At 63.9% G+C, this 16,890-nt stretch carries 17 protein-coding genes; 9 read left to right on the top strand and 8 right to left on the bottom strand.

The window, feature by feature from the left end:
• Positions 1 to 25 precede the first annotated feature (25 nt).
• The 4 genes from glnE (at position 26) to F618_RS0101820 (ending at position 5,135) form a co-directional block, all read left to right on the top strand.
• Positions 26 to 2,953, top strand: a complete 2,928-nt coding sequence (gene glnE, locus F618_RS0101805; protein ID WP_019567611.1) for a bifunctional [glutamate--ammonia ligase]-adenylyl-L-tyrosine phosphorylase/[glutamate--ammonia-ligase] adenylyltransferase — start codon at positions 26 to 28, stop codon at positions 2,951 to 2,953.
• Between the two features lie 12 nt (positions 2,954 to 2,965).
• A complete protein-coding gene (locus F618_RS0101810) occupies positions 2,966 to 3,886 on the top strand; it encodes a branched-chain amino acid transaminase (RefSeq protein WP_019562766.1) in 921 nt (306 codons plus the stop codon).
• 38 nt (positions 3,887 to 3,924) lie between these two features.
• Positions 3,925 to 4,149, top strand: coding sequence for a zinc-finger domain-containing protein (locus F618_RS0101815; RefSeq protein WP_019567612.1), 225 nt, complete (start codon positions 3,925 to 3,927; stop codon positions 4,147 to 4,149).
• Positions 4,150 to 4,223: 74 nt separating this feature from the next.
• Positions 4,224 to 5,135 carry a glycosyltransferase family 9 protein gene (locus F618_RS0101820; protein ID WP_019567613.1) on the top strand — a complete coding sequence of 304 codons (912 nt, stop codon included), beginning with the start codon at positions 4,224 to 4,226 and terminating at the stop codon, positions 5,133 to 5,135.
• Here the strand turns inward: F618_RS0101820 and F618_RS0101825 are convergent.
• The gene (locus F618_RS0101825; RefSeq protein ID WP_026287876.1) at positions 5,132 to 5,539 is read right to left on the bottom strand and encodes a DUF6165 family protein; all 408 of its coding nucleotides are present in this window, start codon (positions 5,537 to 5,539) and stop codon (positions 5,132 to 5,134) included. The two genes, F618_RS0101820 and F618_RS0101825, sit on opposite strands and share 4 nt — an antisense overlap.
• 138 nt (positions 5,540 to 5,677) lie before the next feature.
• Between F618_RS0101825 and F618_RS0101830 the strand changes: the two genes are divergently transcribed.
• On the top strand, positions 5,678 to 7,012 hold the full coding sequence (locus tag F618_RS0101830) for an O-antigen ligase (protein ID WP_026331117.1): 1,335 nt from the start codon (positions 5,678 to 5,680) through the stop codon (positions 7,010 to 7,012).
• Between the two features lie 64 nt (positions 7,013 to 7,076).
• On the opposite strand, the gene F618_RS0101835 is transcribed toward F618_RS0101830, so the two are convergent.
• The gene (locus tag F618_RS0101835) at positions 7,077 to 8,183 is read right to left on the bottom strand and encodes a glycosyltransferase family 4 protein (protein ID WP_019567615.1); all 1,107 of its coding nucleotides are present in this window, start codon (positions 8,181 to 8,183) and stop codon (positions 7,077 to 7,079) included.
• A gap of 66 nt (positions 8,184 to 8,249) precedes the next feature.
• On the bottom strand, positions 8,250 to 8,960 hold the full coding sequence (locus F618_RS0101840; protein WP_018649641.1) for an FkbM family methyltransferase: 711 nt from the start codon (positions 8,958 to 8,960) through the stop codon (positions 8,250 to 8,252).
• Between the two features lie 267 nt (positions 8,961 to 9,227).
• Between F618_RS0101840 and F618_RS0101845 the strand changes: the two genes are divergently transcribed.
• Entirely contained in the window at positions 9,228 to 9,899 is a 672-nt protein-coding gene (locus F618_RS0101845) for a 2OG-Fe(II) oxygenase (RefSeq protein WP_018649642.1), read from the top strand.
• A 28-nt stretch (positions 9,900 to 9,927) separates the two neighbouring features.
• Complete coding sequence (locus F618_RS0101850; RefSeq protein ID WP_019567616.1) at positions 9,928 to 10,920, top strand: mitochondrial fission ELM1 family protein; 993 nt, start codon at positions 9,928 to 9,930, stop codon at positions 10,918 to 10,920.
• A gap of 161 nt (positions 10,921 to 11,081) precedes the next feature.
• On the opposite strand, the gene F618_RS0101855 is transcribed toward F618_RS0101850, so the two are convergent.
• Positions 11,082 to 11,843, bottom strand: coding sequence for an FkbM family methyltransferase (locus F618_RS0101855; RefSeq protein WP_231362658.1), 762 nt, complete (start codon positions 11,841 to 11,843; stop codon positions 11,082 to 11,084).
• 170 nt (positions 11,844 to 12,013) lie between these two features.
• Positions 12,014 to 12,943, bottom strand: a complete 930-nt coding sequence (gene lpxL, locus F618_RS0101860) for an LpxL/LpxP family Kdo(2)-lipid IV(A) lauroyl/palmitoleoyl acyltransferase (RefSeq protein ID WP_018937298.1) — start codon at positions 12,941 to 12,943, stop codon at positions 12,014 to 12,016.
• Positions 12,944 to 12,963: 20 nt separating this feature from the next.
• On the opposite strand from lpxL, the gene F618_RS0101865 reads away from it, so the two are divergent.
• On the top strand, positions 12,964 to 14,262 hold the full coding sequence (locus F618_RS0101865; RefSeq protein ID WP_018175614.1) for a 3-deoxy-D-manno-octulosonic acid transferase: 1,299 nt from the start codon (positions 12,964 to 12,966) through the stop codon (positions 14,260 to 14,262).
• On the opposite strand, the gene F618_RS15265 is transcribed toward F618_RS0101865, so the two are convergent.
• On the bottom strand, positions 14,233 to 14,796 hold the full coding sequence (locus F618_RS15265; protein ID WP_081620846.1) for a SprT-like domain-containing protein: 564 nt from the start codon (positions 14,794 to 14,796) through the stop codon (positions 14,233 to 14,235). The two genes, F618_RS0101865 and F618_RS15265, sit on opposite strands and share 30 nt — an antisense overlap.
• A gap of 110 nt (positions 14,797 to 14,906) precedes the next feature.
• Here F618_RS15265 and F618_RS0101870 point away from each other — a divergent pair, with 110 nt between their 5' ends.
• Positions 14,907 to 15,347, top strand: a complete 441-nt coding sequence (locus F618_RS0101870) for a hypothetical protein (RefSeq protein ID WP_018145243.1) — start codon at positions 14,907 to 14,909, stop codon at positions 15,345 to 15,347.
• Between the two features lie 28 nt (positions 15,348 to 15,375).
• On the opposite strand, the gene rnd is transcribed toward F618_RS0101870, so the two are convergent.
• Both rnd and F618_RS0101880 read right to left on the bottom strand, forming a co-directional pair.
• A complete protein-coding gene (rnd, locus tag F618_RS0101875; RefSeq protein ID WP_019567617.1) occupies positions 15,376 to 16,524 on the bottom strand; it encodes a ribonuclease D in 1,149 nt (382 codons plus the stop codon).
• Positions 16,517 to 16,819: a DUF1244 domain-containing protein gene (locus tag F618_RS0101880; RefSeq protein WP_018169024.1), complete on the bottom strand. Its 303-nt coding sequence runs from the start codon at positions 16,817 to 16,819 to the stop codon at positions 16,517 to 16,519. Before F618_RS0101880 ends, rnd begins: the two co-directional genes overlap by 8 nt.
• Positions 16,820 to 16,890 lie beyond the last annotated feature (71 nt).

Consider the following 16,890-nt stretch of genomic DNA (forward strand, 5'->3'; position numbering starts at 1 on the left):
GTCGCAACGCTGATACGCTTGGCACATGGACAAGCCCCTGCCCGAATCCCCCGCTCGCCTGTCGCCGCCGCTGGAGCAGGAGGTCCGCGATCTGCTGGCCGAGCTGGACGAAAAGCTCGCCTGGCCGGACACCTTCCTGGCGTCGACCCCGGCCCCGTTCGCCTTCAGTCACTACCTGGTGCAGACAGTGCGTCAGCATCCGGGGTACCTGCTCGAGGCGCTGGATCCACACGGCCAAATACCGGCGTGTGACGATGCGGACTTCGAGCGCACGCTGCAGGCGCGCCTGGAGGCCGTGACCGACGATGCCGGGCTGCGTCACGCGCTGCGCGAAACGCGGCATCGCGAGATGATCCGCATCGCCTGGCGCGACCTGGCCGGGCACGCCGACCTCGACGAGGTCATGCACGACCTGAGCCGTCTGGCCCGCTCCCTCATTGAGGGTGGCCTGCAATGGCTGGACCGCCATTTGCAGGAGCGTTACGGCCAGCCGCGCAGCCCCGCGGGCGAGGCCCAGTCCATGGTGGTCCTGGGCCTCGGCAAGCTGGGTGGCAGCGAGCTCAACTTCTCCTCCGATATCGATCTGATCTTCGCCTTCGAGGAGGCGGGGGAGACCGATGGCAAGCGCGTGATCGAGAATCAGGAATTCTTCCAGCGCCTGGGGCGCCAGCTGATTGCGGCGCTGTCGGACGTGACTGCGGACGGCTTTTGCTATCGCGTGGATATGCGCCTGCGCCCGTTCGGGGATTCCGGACCGCTGGTGATGCACTTCGACGCGATGGAGGACTACTACCAGGCCCACGGCCGCGAGTGGGAGCGCTACGCCCTGATCAAGGCGAGTCCGCTGGCGGGCGACCCGGACGCCGGCGCGCGCCTGATGCGCCGGCTGCGCCCGTTCATCTACCGGCGCTATCTGGACTACGGCACGCTGGCCAATCTGCGCGAGCTGAAGCAGATGATTAACGACGAGTCGGCGCGGCGCGGTCGCTTCGAGGACGTGAAGCACGGCGAAGGCGGGATCCGCGAGATCGAGTTCATCGCGCAGTCGTTCCAGTTGATCCGCGGGGGGCGCGACCAGGGGCTACAGCGGCGTGACCTGCTGGGCGTGATGACGGCATTGCAAGAGCGCGACCTGCTGCCCGGCTACGCCGTCGAGCAGCTGGAACGTTCCTATCGCTTCCTGCGTCGGGTAGAAAACCGTCTGCAGATGCTGAATGACCAGCAGACCCACCGTCTGCCCTCCAATGGTCAGGACCGGCATCGACTGGCGCTGTCGCTGGGGTTCGACGACGAGGCGGCCTTCGAGATGGCGCTGTTGCGCGAGCAGCGGCGGGTGCATGCTCACTTCGAGCAGGTATTCAGTGCGCCGCAGCGCGCGGACGGCGAGGCCATGGAGGCCTCGCCCGAGACCGGGCGCGAGCAGCAGCTCAATCGTCTGTGGCAGGGCTCGCTGCCGGAGGCGGATGCCCGGGCGGTGCTGGAGGCGATGGACTTTCAGGATGCGGACGAGGCTCTGCGCGGGATTGCCGATCTGCGCGAGAGTCCGGGCGTGCGCGCGATGAGCGTGACCGGGCGCCAGCGCCTGGACCGCCTGATGCCGTTGCTGATCGGGGCGATCGCGGAGATGGACGCGCCGGATGCCGTATTGCCGCGGGCGCTGCAGATGGTGCGCACGATTGCCCGGCGCTCGGTGTACCTGTCGCTGCTGGTGGAGAACCCCCTGGCGCTGTCGCAGCTGGTCAAGCTGGTGGCCGCCAGCCCGTGGATCAACGAGCAGTTGACCCGCCACCCGGTGCTGCTGGACGAGCTACTGGACCCGCGCGCGCTGTACGCGCCGCCCGATCGTGACGGGCTGCGCGAGGAGCTGGAGGCCGAGCTGGCGCAGTTCCCCGGGCAGGACCACGAGCAGATGCTGGACCGGCTGCGCCAGTTCAAGCAGGTGCAGACGCTACGCGTGGCGGCCGCCGACATCATGGGCTTTCTGCCGCTGATGAAGATCTCCGACCATCTGACCTGGCTGGCCGAGGTGCTTCTGGAGCGGGTGCTGCAGCTGGCCTGGGACAAGATGGTGGAGCGCCACGGCGAGCCGCAGTGCGGGGCCACGGATGCGCGCCGCGTCGCGCGCTTTGCGGTGATCGGGTACGGCAAGCTGGGTGGCTTCGAGCTGGGCTATGGTTCGGATCTGGACGTGGTGTTCCTGCACGACAGCGAGGGCGACGAGGCGCAGACCGCGGGGCCCAAGGTGATCGACAACACCGAATTCTTCGCCCGCGTCGCCCAGCGGGTGGTGCACCTGCTGGGGGCCTTTACCCCGGCGGGCCGCCTGTACGAGGTGGATACCCGGTTGCGGCCCAGCGGGACCGCGGGTCTGCTGGTCAGCGGCTTGCAGGCGTTCCGGCGTTACCAGGACGAGTCGGCCTGGACCTGGGAGCATCAGGCGCTGGTGCGTGCGCGCTTCGTGACCGGGGATGCCGAACTGGGCGAGCAGTTCGATGCCCTGCGTCGCGAGGTGCTGACTCGTGAAAGGGATACCGATGCACTGCGCGCCGAGGTGGTCGAGATGCGCAACCGCATGCTGGCCGAGCACGCCTCGAAGCGGGGCCACGGCTTCCATCTCAAGCGCGACCGCGGCGGTATCACTGATATTGAATTCATGGTTCAATACTGGGTTTTGGTATCCGCTCACGATCATCCCGCCGTGTGTGACTGGCCGGACAAGATCCGCACGCTGGATGCGCTGGGGCGCGAGGGCGTGATCGACGCGGCGTTGAGCGAGGCGTTGGCGGATGCCTACCGCGATCTGCGCAACCGTATCCACCGCCTGACGCTGGCGGGCCTGGACGCCCGGGTCGAGAAGCCCGACGACGAGCTCTGCGCCGTGCGCGATGGCGTGATCGAAGCCTGGAATGACCTGTTCGGCGAGCCGAAATCGGCCGCGAACGAGACTACATAGAGGAACTAGACGATGTCGATGGCCGACCGCGACGGGGTGATCTGGCTGGACGGGCAGATGGTGCCCTGGCGCGAGGCGAAGACCCACGTGCTCACCCACACGCTGCATTACGGCATGGGGGTGTTCGAGGGCGTGCGCGCGTACAAGACCGAGCGCGGCCCCGCGATCTTCCGCCTGCAGGACCATACCCGGCGGCTGTTCAACTCGGCCAAGATTCTCGGCATGACCATCCCCTATGCCGCCGAGGTGCTGAACGATGCCCAGATCGCGTCCGTGCGCGACAACGGGCTGGAAAGCGCCTACCTGCGTCCGATGTGCTTCCTCGGCTCCGAAGGGATGGGCCTGCGCGCCGACAATCTCCTGGTGCATGCGATGGTTGCGGCCTGGCACTGGGGCAGCTACCTGGGCGACGAGGGCATCGAGAAGGGGATTCGCATTCGCACCTCCTCTTTCAGCCGGCACCACGTCAACGTGACCATGTGCAAGGCCAAGGCCAACGGCAACTACATGAACTCCATGATGGCCCTGCAGGAGGCCACCCGCTGCGGCTACGACGAGGCCATGCTGCTGGATACCGAGGGCTACGTGGCCGAGGGCAGCGGCGAGAACATCTTTATCGTGCGCGACGGCGTGCTGTTCACCCCGGACCTGACCTCCGCGCTGGACGGCATCACCCGCCGCACGGTCATCGAGCTGGCGCACGAGGAGGGCCTGGACGTCATTGAGAAGCGCATCACCCGCGACGAGGTGTACATCGCCGACGAGGCCTTCTTTACCGGTACCGCCGCCGAGGTGACTCCGATCCGCGAGGTCGACGACCGCCCGATCGGCTCCGGCACCCGCGGACCCATCACCGAGCGCCTGCAGTCGCGCTACTTCGATGTGGTACAGGGCCGGGACAGCCGCCACGAGGGCTGGCTGACCTTCGTCTGAGACGCCCAATTTTCCGTCAACCGGATGCGAGAAAAACCATGGTGAACCCCGATACCGCCCACCACCAGGATCAGTACCCGACCGCGAACGCGCAGACCGAAATCACCGTCACGCGCAAGGACCTGCCGCTGCACTGCCCCACGCCGACGATGGCGCTGTGGTCCTCGCACCCGCGCGTCTTTCTCCCGATCGACGAGGCCCCCGACGGCCGCTACCTGTGCCCCTACTGCGGCACCCAGTTCATCCTGAAAGACGACGACTGAATTGTCAGGTCTTCTTGATCTGATATCCAAATCCCACCGCTCCAATTGACTCGGGGGAGTGGGGCGAAAGCCGTATGGCCAAAATCCTCGTAATCAAACACGGCGCCTTCGGCGATGTTGTCCAGGTGGATGGAGCGCTACGTGATATCCGGAAGCATCACCCGGGCGATGAACTCGTCGTGTTGACGACGCCGCCGTACCGATCGATCTTCGAGCGCTGCCCACACGTGGATCGCGTGTTGACCGAAACTCGGCCCAAGGCGCGTGAGCCCTTGCGATGGTGGTGTCTGGCGCGGATGCTGCGGGGTGAGCGTTTTGATCTCGTCTACGACCTGCAGAATTCCAGCCGAACGTCGATCTATCGCCGCTACATCCTGAATCGCGCCGCTTGGGTTTTCGGCGAGCGCAAGCGTGGCGAAGAGTCGGCCCTGTCCGCCTTCCAGCGACAGCTTGCGAGGGCAGGGTTGGACACGTCCCATACCCTTGAGCCCGACATTGGCTGGATGGCGGATGAAGTCACGCCCATCCTTCAGGCAGGTGGCGTGACCGGAAAGTACCTGGTTCTTATCCCCGGATCCTCCGCTAGCCATCCCGAGAAACGCTGGCCCTATTACTCGACCCTGGCAGCCGCGATCGCCAACCGGACGGACTATCAAGTTGTCACTGTCCCCGGGCCCGATGAGATCGAGCTCTGCCGATCGATATCCGCGACGCCCTTGTTGGGCACTAACGACGAGGTGCTCGACTGGTTCAGGTTGGCGGGTGTGATGCGGGGTGCCTCCTATGTGGTCGGGAACGACACTGGGCCGACGCATGTTGCGGCCTGTCTCGGCAAGCCCGGGCTTGCCTTGTTCGGGGCGCATGCATCGCCCGTGCGTACGGGGCTGTCCCGCGCCAACTTCCGGGCTATCGAGGCGGACGACCTGAAGGAACTCCCGATGGAGACCGTGTTGCGGGAAGTGCTCGCGGACCTTCGGCCCGCCTAGCTTTTGTAGTCCGAATAGGATTTTTCCTCGACAATCGCCGAGTTGCAGAGTGTATTAACGGCCTTTTTGATCCGGGCGCGCTCGTCGTTGGTGATGTACACCGACCGCGCCAGCTGTACGAAGCGTTCACCGAAATCCTTTTTCGCTTCACATTCGCGGATCTCGTCCTCGATGTCCCATAGCTTGGAGTTCACTTCGCGCAGGTCCCGCTCGAGCTCTTGGACCTCGGGGCTGTGCAAACCGGCTTGCACCCAGGTCTCCTGGAGCACATTCAGCTCATGGCGAATGTTCCGGAGTTTCTCGGCATCGCTGATGCGCTCATTCTTGATCTTCAGGATCGTGATCTTGTCCAGCAACTCGCCTGCGCCTACTTCGATCGTGACTGAACCTGCTTGGTTTTGCATGGGACCCCCGAGTCATTTGCATCGGTAATTATCCCCCAGGGTTGTATGCCGTGTCATGGTGCGGCTCGGCGGCCGAGCTGCTGGGTCACGCGAGTGCCAATTTGCGCTAAGATCACGCGCCTTCGGATGGGGGTGGGCATGACTTTTCTCGGTAAGGCACTTGGGGGCGATTCGGCGGATAGCGCGCAAGAGCGCTGGATCTTCGGTCTTGTGCTGGGGTTGGTGGGGCTGGCCTTGTTTGTTCTGCCTTTTGGGACGGGGGCATTTTTCCCACTGGCGGCACTCTCTCTCGCCGGTCTTGTTTTGACCGCTCTCAGGTTGCCCGGCTTGTGGGCGGAGCGCTGGATCCGCTGGGCATTGCTGCTCTTGTTGGCGCTCTGGGTGCCGCAGTTGGTGTCACTGACCGTGGCGGTCGATTTCGACCGAGCCCTCCGGACAGCCCTGACCTATCCATTGTTCGCGATTGCGATACTTCCTCTGCTGTGGGTTGCCCGTCGCCGTGATGTGGCTACACCCCTGTTATACGTTGTGCTGGCGCTGGCCGTATTCTGGTCGCTCGACGGGGTTTTTCAGTTTGTTACTGGTGCAAACGTGCTGGGCTATCCGTACAACGGGCGCCGGATCGACGGTCTGTTTCACCCGAACATGCGCCTTGGCATTGTGCTGGCCCACTTGCTTCCGTTCGTCCTGGAGGCATCCCGCCGGTTGGCTTCTCGCAATCGCCTGGCCGCGGTATTGCCCCTGATCGTGGTCATCGCGATTCTCCTCTCGGGTTCCAGGGCTGCCATGCTGGCGACATTGATCACGCTGGTTGCCTACGGCGCCTTTCTGATCTGGTTCTACCGCTTGCGAATTAGGACCGTGTCAGCCTTCGCCCTGGTGCTTGTGCTGGGCGTCGCGTTGGCGCTGTGGGTGTCACCGGAAACCCGGGACCGGCTGGTGGTCATCTCCAAGATGTCCGAGTTCAGTCTTGAGGGTCTGGATCAGGCGACGGCGAAGCGCGGGACGATCTGGCTTGCTTCCTGGCGCGTGGCGATGGATGAGCCGATCCTTGGCGTGGGTGTGCGAGGGGTCGAGCCGGTGGCGGAGGCGCGAGGCTACTCTGACATGCCATTCGCGCATATCCATCTGTATTTTCTTGATGTCCTGGTCTCGACCGGGGCTGTGGGATTGTTCGCCTACCTCGCGGCATTGCTAGGGATTCTTTCGGCGTTGTGGCGGCGTGCGAGAGAGCATGGGGCCGTTGATTCTCCTGATGTTCTCGTAGCCGGTGTGGCGATCTTTGTGGCTCTTAACCCCATCAACGTCCACTGGACTGTCTACAGTTCATACACGACAGCGGTTCTCTGGCTGGTGGTCGCTCTCGCGCTGGCACCGCTCATTCAATCAAGCAATCAGAGGCCCGTGCCTGAGCGCGGCGGCGAGGGGATGGGTGAGAGAACCGGGCCTGGCGCGGGTGGCCACCAAGAATGAGCAGCGCCTCCGACTGGCGTGATCGCGTGTGACCAACATGTCCACCCTCTGAGTCCGGCTTGTCTTAAAGAAGCTCTCGGTAGACGTCGAGGGTTTGTCCTTGCATCTCGTCGAGCGTAAACCCCCTAAGATGCGCTGGCCGCGGGGCGGAGCCTTTCAGCCAATCAGATATCCTGTCTGCTGCCAGTTCGGGCCTGCATGGCGGGATTGTTCCCTCGGCGAACAAAGCGGCCATCTGCTCACCCACGCCTCCGTGATCGTAGGCAATCACGGGTCGCCCCAGGGATAGAGCTTCGAGCGAGACCCGGCCAAAAGCCTCTGGCTCGCGCGAGAGCGAAAGTACCGCGAACGACATCGCCATGATCTCCCGAAGATCGGAACGCTGTCCCAGCCAGGAGATGTGGGATTCCAGTCCCCGTTCTTGGATTTCCTGGCGCACTTCGGCTTCGTAGCGCTGGCGGCGTCTTTCCGTTCCTCCCACAACAAGGCCATGGACGTGGAGGTTCCGCTTGATTAGGGAATCCATGACCTTCACGAAATCCAGTTGCCCCTTCCATCGCGTGATGCGACCGGGGAGCGTTATAAGCGCTCGATCGCGGGCGTGCGCCGGAAGGGTTTGGAAGAAGCCCTCAATCCAGTCATCGCCTGGCTTATGGCCATAAGGGAACTCACTGGGATCCACGCCTCGATGGATGACGCGAATACGTTCTGTCGGGCATGCCGGAAAGTGCTTCTGAATGTAGGCCGAGATGCTCGTAGAGACGGCAATGACGCGGTCCCCGCGGGTCATAATCGAGCTGTATCGGCCGGGGCTGTAAAACCCGTGGAAGGTCGTGACCAGGGCCGGGCGTTCAGTCCGGGGCATGCCCTGTAACGCGCGCCATACGATCCATGCGGGTACGCGGGAGCGGACGTGTACCAGGTCTACTTCCTGTTCGCGTATGAAGTTGCGCAGCGGGCGCACCAGGCGCAATGACCGCAGGGACTTTTTGCCCACCGGCCAGGTGAAGTGCTGGCTCCCTTCGGCTTCCAGCGAAGGAGCCATGCTGCCCCCGCCGGACATGACCAGGGAGCGTTCTCCTGCAGCCTGGATGGCACGAGCCATTTCCAGGGTACCGCGTTCCACGCCGCCGGATTCCAGGGCGGGCAAGACTTGCAGAATAGTTGCCATGGGGCTGGCTTCCTCGTGGAGTAGTGCGTTTCTTTGCGCTAATTGTTCTGGTGCCCGAGGTCGGGTCTAACTCAGGTACAGGATCGAGTTGGACCGTGAGCGGCTCTGGATTTGGTAACCATGCTCCCGAAGCAGGGCCAGGACGTCTTTTTCCCAGATGTGCCCGTGACAGCTTTCTATAACGATGCATCTAGGATGCAGCGATGGAGCCGCGTCCCGGAAAAACGGTTCCAGGGCCTGGTACTCGTATCCTTCGATGTCGATCTTGAGGCCGTCGATGCGTTCGATTCCGGCATTGGTGAGTACATCCAGAAGGGGCTCGGTCTGGACCTCAACCGTGTTGCCCCGTGACTGTTCCGACGGATTGAGCGAGGCGGAACCCAGTCCTTCGGCCAAGTGCAGCATGGCGGTACCGTTTGGGCCAATGGCCAGCGGGAGGGCTTGAATTGCCTCGGCAAAGCGATTGCATTCCAGGTTGAACAGAAGTCGACGGAATGTCGGAGGGTTGGGCTCAATGGCTAGGACCTGGCGTGCCCCGGCGGCCGCCACGTGCAGGCTGTAGTACCCGGTGTTGGCGCCGATATCGATGAACGTGCCGTCATCGCATGCGTTCGCGAGATGCTCCAGTTCCTCGCGGTCGTAGACCTTCGATGAAAGGAGTATTTTCGCGTCGGTGACATTGTCCCGAACGTTGAGCCGATACCGGATGCCTCGTCGTTCGATATCGACGGTGGTTGGAAGGCGGCTGTTCCAGAATCTTCTGAGCTGGCGCGACAACGTGCCTCGTGCCAGCCCTAGACGCACGATCCAGAGTAAGGCGTGGGCAAACCCCTTGGGGCGATATGTGCCAAACGGGGTTGTATCAGGGTCCGATAAGGGCCCGTCTGAAGGTGTCATGGCGTTGGCCTGGGTAACGGTGGATCTTTGGGGGGTGCGATATCGGAATTGTCGCCAGTCTAGCAGCCTGTTTGAACGCTGTTTTTTGTGGAATCCCCCTGGTTTGCACTACACTGTGCGGCGTTGTTGAATTTAGTGGAAAAAGAAATGGATACCGCCGCTGAAGTAGCAAGTCAGGTCGAGGCGTCGCTTCGGCGCGCGCGGTCGGAGGCGTATCCGTATCGGCGGTGGTATCCGCAGGCGATACTGCCCGAGGCGGCGGCGCGCGCGGTGGAGGCGCTGCCGTTCGAGCCGCCCGCGATTGGTGACACCGAGGGCAAGCGTGAGACGCACAACAGCTCGCGGCGCTTCTTCGACGTCGAGAACCGGCGGGCCTCCGATGTGTGCGAAAGCGTTGCAGCGGCGTTCGAGAGCCCGCAGGTGCTGGATGCGATCTACGAGGTGTGCGGCGTGGACGTCAGCGGCAACTACCTGCGCATCGAGCATTGCCTGGATACCGAGGGTTTCTGGCTGGCACCACATACCGATCTTGGCGTGAAAAAATTCACCATGCTGCTGTACCTGTCCACCGACCCCGGCTACGAGAGCTGGGGCACGGACGTGTACGTGGACGCGGACACGCACTACGAGACGGCGCCGGGCACATACAACAGTGCGTTGGTGTTCGTGCCGGCCGACAACACCTGGCATGGCTACCACCTTCGCCCCCTGGAAGGTGTGCGACGCTCGTTGATCATCAACTATGTGACCGAAGAGTGGCGCAACCGCCACGAACTGGCCTCTCCCGACACACCTGTGCAGCGCCGCGTGCCGGCGTGACCGCAGGCCAGGCGACGAACGCTTCATTGTGACCGAGGCTTACTGCTGGACACTGACGACCGGCGAGGCCGGGATGACCAGTCAGGTCCGTGGCCTGGCCGAAGCCGTGGGGCTGCCCTACGAACACAAGACAGTGGGGCTGCGTCCGCCCTGGCGCTGGATGCGCGGTTCCTTCGCGCCCGGCGTATTGCGAGGGCTCACATCCGATAGCGATTCCCTGGCGCCGCCCTGGCCGCGCCTCTTGATCTCCTGCGGGCGCCGCAGTGCCACGGTGGCCGTGGCACTGCGGCGCGCCAGCGGGGGTGCCATCATGACCGTGCATATTCAGGATCCACAGATCGCCCCGCGGCATTTCGACTGGGTGGTGCCGCCGCGCCACGATGGGCTGACCGGCCCGAACGTGATCGCGACGCGCGGCGCCCTGCACCGGGTGACGGCCGAGCGGCTGGAGGCGGCGCGTGCGGACCTGGGGGATGCCTGGGCTGCGTTTCCCCGGCCCTGGATCGCGGTGCTGATCGGGGGTGCCACCCAGCGGGGAGATCTGGGCCAGGAGCGGCTGGATGCCCTGATCCGTGACCTGCGTTCGGCGGCCGGAGCCTCTGGGGGTAGCGTGCTGGTGACCCCTTCGCGGCGTACGGGCGAGGCCAGTACCCGACGACTGGTGGAGGGGTTGGCGGATGTCCCGGGGTTTGTCTGGGGCGGGCAGGGAGAGAACCCCTTCATGGCGATGCTGGCAACGGCCGACCACATCGTGGTCAGTGCCGATTCTGTATCCATGGTCTCGGAAGCGGCGGCGACCGGTGTGCCGGTGTACACGGTGGCCCTGGGGCCACTCGGTCGTCGCCTGCAGGCCTTCCATTCCGCTCTGGAGGCGGAAGGGGTAACCCGGCCATTCACCGGCGCGCTTGACCAGTGGGCCTACACGCCAGTGAATGACACGCCGAAGGTGGCGGCACATATCCGCCGCGAACTGGGGCTAGAAGCTGGTGCCGCACCAGAATCCGTGTCTCTCTCGCCGTGATTTCTAGGTGGGGTGTCCACGGGGTTTTCCGGAAGTGTCAATTTTTGGCTTGTGGCCACGAAAACTGAGGGCCGGAGAAAAATACCAGCTCCAAAATTGGACAGTCTATCCGCTTGTGTCCAATAGAGAGGTCGTACGGGGGCGCTTCGGAGCCACCCGGGCTACTTTTCGGCTCGTTCCGGGTAGAAGAGGTAGTCCTCCTCTCCCTCGATCAAACCCTCGACGGGGCGCTTTTCTCCTGACCTTTCGATCACGGCGGCTCGATAGCCGAGGTTGGTTAGGAAATCGAACACTGTCTCGGGTTTGTACCCCATACGTGCGGTGGAAGTGGAAATCAGCTCACAGTAGACATGAGGTTGAAGCTCTTTCAAGGTCTTTTCTGCGCCCTGGAGGATCTGGAATTCGGCCCCCTCCACGTCCATCTTGACGAAGTCGAGGCGCGCTAGCCCCTGCTCGGCTACATAGGCATCCAGGGTGAGGGTTTCCACGGGCTCCACGATGTAGTCTCGCCGCACCTCGTCGCCAAAATGCGCAAGTCCGATACCCAAGCGCCCGGATTCCTTTATGGGAATGCTTAGCTTCATGTGCCCCGCCTGATTTGAAAGCGCGCGTGATTCGATATGGACGTTTTGGAATCTATCGACCACTCGTTCGAGGATGGAGCGAGTGTATGGTACCGGCTCGAAGCAGTGGACCATGCAGCTGCCGTTGTGGATCACGGCGAACTCTTTGGCCAGATAGCCAAAGTGTGCGCCAACATCAAAGATTACCCCTCCCTCGGGAATGAAGCCTGCAAGGCGACGTACTCGTGGGCGCTCCTTGGGGTTCTGGCGGGCCTTGAGATAATGCAGCCACCAGGCAAAGCGCTGGCGCCAGTGGGAGTAAACAGCCTCTTTGGGCAATTCCATCGCTTCGTTATCCATTAGGGTTTGGGTAAGGAGTACGGCCAGCACCTTTGCGGGTGAGTGCCGGAGTTGGAGCCTTCCGGAGGGGCTCTTGCAATGGCCCGGGCAGTATAACGGCAGGCGGCTCGCCATGATCATTGTGGCTGGCTTATTGTCTCCTGCTCGGAGGCAGCCTTCGAGATTCCACGCTAGGGCGCGTAGGGGTCGGGCAGGCCCGTGCGTTTCTTGAAGCGCTTGTGGGTCCAGAAGTACTGCCCCGGGGCATCCATCACGGCTTCTTCGATGATGTGGTTGATGCGCAGGGTGTCGGCGTGGGCGTCCTCGGTGGGGAAGCCCTCTACCGGGGGGTGGATGGTCACGACGTAGTGGCCGTCTTCGCGCCGGTAGCCGAAGAACGGGAGGACCGGGGCGCCGCTGACCCGGGCGATGCGATGCGTGGCGGTCTGCGTGTTCGCGGGTTCGCCGAAGAACGGGACCAGCTCGGTCTGGCGCCCGCTGGTGGCCTGGTCGGGTGCATACCACACCGGCATGTTCTCGCGCAGGGTGCGCAGCAGTCCCTTGACGTCGTCGCGTGCGATCACGCCGGCCGTGTGGCGGTTGCGATTGACCTTGAACAGGTAGTTGATCAGCGGGCGTTCGCTGGGGCGGTACATCGCGGCAAACTCCCGGTGCAGCGCCAGCAGGCGCCCGCAAAGCTCGAGTGTGGTGAAATGGGCGCTGACCAGCAGGGCCCCCTTGCCTTGCTCCAGTGCCTTGTCCAGATGTTCCAGCCCGTGGATTGTGTAATGCCCCTTGAGTTGCGCGTCGCGTCCCCACCAGGCCATGGCTATTTCCAGAACACCCATTCCGGCCGCCTCGAAGTGCTCGCGCAGCCACTGTTCGCGCCGTTCCGGCGGCTGGCCGGGAAAACACAGTTCGAGGTTGGTGCGGGCGATCGCGCGGCGCTTGCGGCCGTAACGGTAGAACAGCCGCCCAATGCCGCGCCCAAGCGCTTGTTGCCAGCGGATGGGCAACTGGATGACCAGCCGAGCCAGGCCGATCACCGCCCACATGGGCCAGGTGGCGGGGCCTCGGGGCGGGCGTTCGGTCGCGCTCGGATGTTCGGGGCGGGCCGTCACGGATCGGAGTCTCCCTGCGAATGACCCGCGTAGTCTACACGGCGCTGCTTGCGTTGCTGACCCCCTTGCTGCTGATCCGCCACGGACTGCGCAGTCGTCGGGCATCGGTGCGTGTGCGCCCGGGCGAGGTGATGGGGTGGGCCCCTCCGCCGGAGCCGGCGGAGATCTGGATCCATGCGGTTTCGGTCGGTGAAGTGCTGGCGGCGGAACCGCTCATTCGCCAGCTCCTGGCGCCCGGCCCGCGTCGCATCCTGGTAACCACGACGACGCCAACCGGCGCCGCGATGCTGACCGAGCGGCTCGGCGACCGCGTCATGCATCGCTTCATGCCACTGGATCTGCCCTGGCTGCAGGGGCGCTTCCTGCGAGCGCTGCGGCCGCAGTGCATCGTGGTGATGGAGACCGAGATCTGGCCGAATATGCTGGCGGCGGCCCGGAGGATGGGTATCCCGGTCGTGCTGGCGAACGCCCGTATGTCCGGGCGTTCGGCTCGGCGTTATGCGCGGCTCCCGCGGCTGATCACGCCGGCATTGAGCGGGTTTGACTGGATTGCCTGTCGCAATCCGCTGGACCGCGAGCGTTTCGTCGCGCTCGGGGCCGTGCCTGATCGCGTGACGGTCAACGGCGACATCAAGTTCGATATCCGCGTCGAGGAAACCGATCGTCAGGAAGTCGAGTCCCTGCGCCCGGTGGTTGATGGGCGCCCGGTGGTCGTTCTTGCCAGCACCCATGCCGACGAAGAGGCCCAGTTGCTCTCGGGACTGCGCGCACTGCGCACCGAGTATCCACGCCTCCTGGTTGTGGTGGCGCCACGCCATCCGCAGCGGTTTCCCGCAGTGGCGGACTTGCTGGAGCGTTCCGGTCACACCTTCGTGCGTCGCAGTGAAGGTCTGCCGGACGCCGCCACCCATTTCTGGCTCCTGGATACCCTCGGGGAGCTGAAGCGCTTCTTCGGGCTGGCCGATGCGGCCTTCATAGGGGGGTCGCTGGTTTCGGTGGGCGGGCACAATCCGCTGGAGGCGGTGTTGTGGCACTGCCCGGTTGTTATGGGTCCGCACGTGGACAACTTCGAACTCCTGGTGGAGCGCATGCAGGCTGCGAATGTGCTGGGGCGAGCGGCCGACGCCGACGAGGCCATTACCCGTCTTCGGGCATTGCTGGTAATGGATGAACCTGGGCGTGAGGCCTTGCGGCGCCGTTCGGCCGCTTTTATTGCGGAGCATCAGGGGGCAACGGTGCGGCTGGTTGACTATATCAACAGCCACGCGGCCCGGAATGATGGTGGCTCCTCAGGGCGCTCCGCCGTCGGCGTGCTTTAGCCATTCGCCGCATTGGCGGCACTGGTAGTGGTAGCCGCGTTTGCGAATAAGAAAGTGCCGGCGCGCGCTCAGTAGTTGAGGGCCGCAGGCGCACTCGTAGTTATATTGGCGCATCTTGCGTGTGGTCAGCGCGGTCGCATGTGTGACCCGGGGCTTTTGAAACCCCATCGCCTGCATGAACCCCCGCCATTCAGGGCCGTGGGGCCGAACCCTGCGCGCGCCGTAGGTGCGATATACCAGAGAGTGGGCGACTTCGTGTGCCACTGTTTCCGGGAAATGTTGATTCCAGTCCAGACTGAAGGCTTCCGGATTGAAGCGCAGGGTTTCCGTGTTCTTTCTCAGGCGCCACTGGCCGGCCGCCCGGCCTTTCAAGTCAAAGTGAACGGCGGGAGGATCGGATGCGCGCGTGCCCGCGGCCTGGTTATACAATCGGGCGACCTCTTCTCGTATGAGTGTGCGGTTTTCGCCAGAAAGTGCGTGTGGTCGCTCTTGTGCCGTGTGCGCCTTATTATGATCGTTACAGCATTTATCCATGGGGTGGTACTATTCTATGGTGATCAAATGTTAGAGGCTAGACTGAATAGCCGGAAACCCTTTGGTCTTAACCTGTAATCGCATCCGTTTTGAGAACCCGGGAGTTCTGTATGAGCATGGATAACAAGAAGGCCTCCGATCTGTCGGCCGAAGAACTGTACGCCCTCGCGCGCCAGCGGGAAAAGGAAGAAGCCGAGGGCAAGGAAGCCGAACGCCGCGAGAAGCGCGAGAAGCTGATGGAAAAGCGCAAGGAAATGGTGGCGCGGCATCGCAAGGAACTCGGCGAGCTCGAGCGCCAGATCCGTGAACTGGGCGGGCGCGTGGGCCGTACCGCGGGCGGCGGACGTCGCGGGCGCCGGGCCGGTGGCGAGTCCATCAGCCAGAAGCTTTGCGATATCGTCGCCACCCAGCCGGAGATGGGGATCAAGGAGATCAAGGCACAGGCCGAGAAGGCCGGTCTGGATACCAAGAACATCAGCCAGACCCTGGCCTACCTGAAGCGCCAGGGTCGCCTGACCTCGCCGCGCCGCGGGATCTACAAGGCCGCCTGACCCAGCCGCAGATCCGCCCGGGCGACGATCACGGGCGGATCTGCAGCCCTTCCTCCGTACGTGTCAGCTCACCATCGCCCGCAAACCAGCGGGCGATGGTCTTTCCGGCGATCTCGTGACGCCAGCCGCTGCCCAGGCGGCCGCTCGTGCCGTCGCCCTTCAGGAGTTCGATGACGTCCTTGCGCTGCGCAATCGCGCCGGCGGTGATCTGGTTGCGTCGCGCGCACTCGCGCAGCAGGGCCATGCCGATGTCCGCCAGGACCTCTTCCGCCTCGGTTAGCTTCGCCTTGTCCGGCAGTTGTGGCCATTCCTCGCGGGGCAGGGCCTGGCCCTCGCGGATGGCCTCCAGCAGCTCTTCCTGACGCGGCGGCTTCATGCCGTCGGGGAAGCCGCGCAATTGGTGCAGGGCGGCGGCGTCCTCCGGCGTGCGCCGGGCGATATCGATCAGGATGTCGTCGGCCAGGATCCATCGGCGCGGGCGGTCGCTCGCCTGCGCCGCGTGTTCGCGCCAGGCGGCCACGGCCTTGAGTATGCCGCGCTCGCGCGGCTTGAGCCGCTTGGCCCCGGAGACCCGCTGCCAGGCCGCCTCGGGGTTTGGTTCGTACAGGGCCGGGTCGCTCAGGGCCTCCATCTCCGGGCGCAGCCAGTGCATGCGGTCATGGCTTTCCAGTTCGTGCAGCAGGCGCATGAACACGGTGGCCAGGAAGCGTACGTCATCGGCGGCGTAAAGGATCTGTTCCTTGCTCAGGGGGCGGCGTGCCCAGTCGGTGCGGGTCTGGCTCTTGTCGAGGTCGCGATCGAGGATCGCCTTGACCAGGTTGGCGTAGCCGATCTGCTCGCCGTGGCCGAGCATGCTGGCAGCGATCTGGGTGTCGAACACCGGGGTGGGCACCCGTCCGAGTTCGCGATACAGGACCTCGAGATCCTGCGAGGCCGAGTGGAAGACCTTGGTCACGCCGGTATCGAACAGCAGGGGTTCCAGCAGCTTGATGTCGAGTTGCAGCGGGTCGACGCAGGCGATCTGGTCCAGAGTTGCCAGCTGGATCAGGCACAGGCGCGGGTAGTAGGTCTTCTCGCGCATGAACTCCGTATCCAGCGCGATCCAGTCGGTCCCGGCGATGGTGTCGAGGAGGCCCTGCAGGGCCTCCGGGGTCTCGATCAGGCCGTGATCATGCATGGGGCGATTTCTGGCTGGCCTCGAAGGCGGCCTTCTGCTCCGGCGTCGCCTCCTTCTGGTAGCGCTCTTTCCACTCGCTGTAGGGCATGCCGTAGACGATCTCGCGGGCACCCTCGTAGTCGATGGACTCGCCGCGTTCTTCGGCGGCGGCCACGTACCACTTGGACAGGCAGTTGCGGCAGAAGCCGGCCAGGTTCATCAGGTCAATGTTCTGCACGTCCTTGCGTTCGTCCAGGTGCTGCAGCAGGCGGCGCAACACGGCGGCTTCGATCTCGGTTTGCTTGTTCGGGTCCATGCAAGGCTCCTTGTTTCGGTTCGGACACAGTATGCGTGACAGTCCCGGTTTGCTTCGACCGGGATGGGGTC

The organism is Thioalkalivibrio sp. ALMg13-2, from assembly GCF_000381185.1.
Classification (GTDB): domain Bacteria; phylum Pseudomonadota; class Gammaproteobacteria; order Ectothiorhodospirales; family Ectothiorhodospiraceae; genus Thioalkalivibrio; species Thioalkalivibrio versutus.

Excerpts from the sequence above, each read along its gene's own strand:
- glnE (WP_019567611.1), top strand. The coding sequence starts at position 26 with ATGGACAAGCCCCTGCCCGAATCCCCCGCTCGCCTGTCGCCGCCGCTG.
- F618_RS0101825 (WP_026287876.1), bottom strand. The coding sequence starts at position 5,539 with ATGCAAAACCAAGCAGGTTCAGTCACGATCGAAGTAGGCGCAGGCGAG.
- F618_RS0101815 (WP_019567612.1), top strand. The coding sequence starts at position 3,925 with ATGGTGAACCCCGATACCGCCCACCACCAGGATCAGTACCCGACCGCG.
- F618_RS0101880 (WP_018169024.1), bottom strand. The coding sequence starts at position 16,819 with ATGGACCCGAACAAGCAAACCGAGATCGAAGCCGCCGTGTTGCGCCGC.
- F618_RS0101870 (WP_018145243.1), top strand. The coding sequence starts at position 14,907 with ATGAGCATGGATAACAAGAAGGCCTCCGATCTGTCGGCCGAAGAACTG.
- F618_RS0101865 (WP_018175614.1), top strand. The coding sequence starts at position 12,964 with ATGACCCGCGTAGTCTACACGGCGCTGCTTGCGTTGCTGACCCCCTTG.
- F618_RS0101810 (WP_019562766.1), top strand. The coding sequence starts at position 2,966 with ATGTCGATGGCCGACCGCGACGGGGTGATCTGGCTGGACGGGCAGATG.
- F618_RS0101820 (WP_019567613.1), top strand. The coding sequence starts at position 4,224 with ATGGCCAAAATCCTCGTAATCAAACACGGCGCCTTCGGCGATGTTGTC.
- rnd (WP_019567617.1), bottom strand. The coding sequence starts at position 16,524 with ATGCATGATCACGGCCTGATCGAGACCCCGGAGGCCCTGCAGGGCCTC.
- F618_RS15265 (WP_081620846.1), bottom strand. The coding sequence starts at position 14,796 with ATGGATAAATGCTGTAACGATCATAATAAGGCGCACACGGCACAAGAG.
- F618_RS0101835 (WP_019567615.1), bottom strand. The coding sequence starts at position 8,183 with ATGGCAACTATTCTGCAAGTCTTGCCCGCCCTGGAATCCGGCGGCGTG.
- F618_RS0101845 (WP_018649642.1), top strand. The coding sequence starts at position 9,228 with ATGGATACCGCCGCTGAAGTAGCAAGTCAGGTCGAGGCGTCGCTTCGG.
- F618_RS0101855 (WP_231362658.1), bottom strand. The coding sequence starts at position 11,843 with ATGGATAACGAAGCGATGGAATTGCCCAAAGAGGCTGTTTACTCCCAC.
- F618_RS0101830 (WP_026331117.1), top strand. The coding sequence starts at position 5,678 with ATGACTTTTCTCGGTAAGGCACTTGGGGGCGATTCGGCGGATAGCGCG.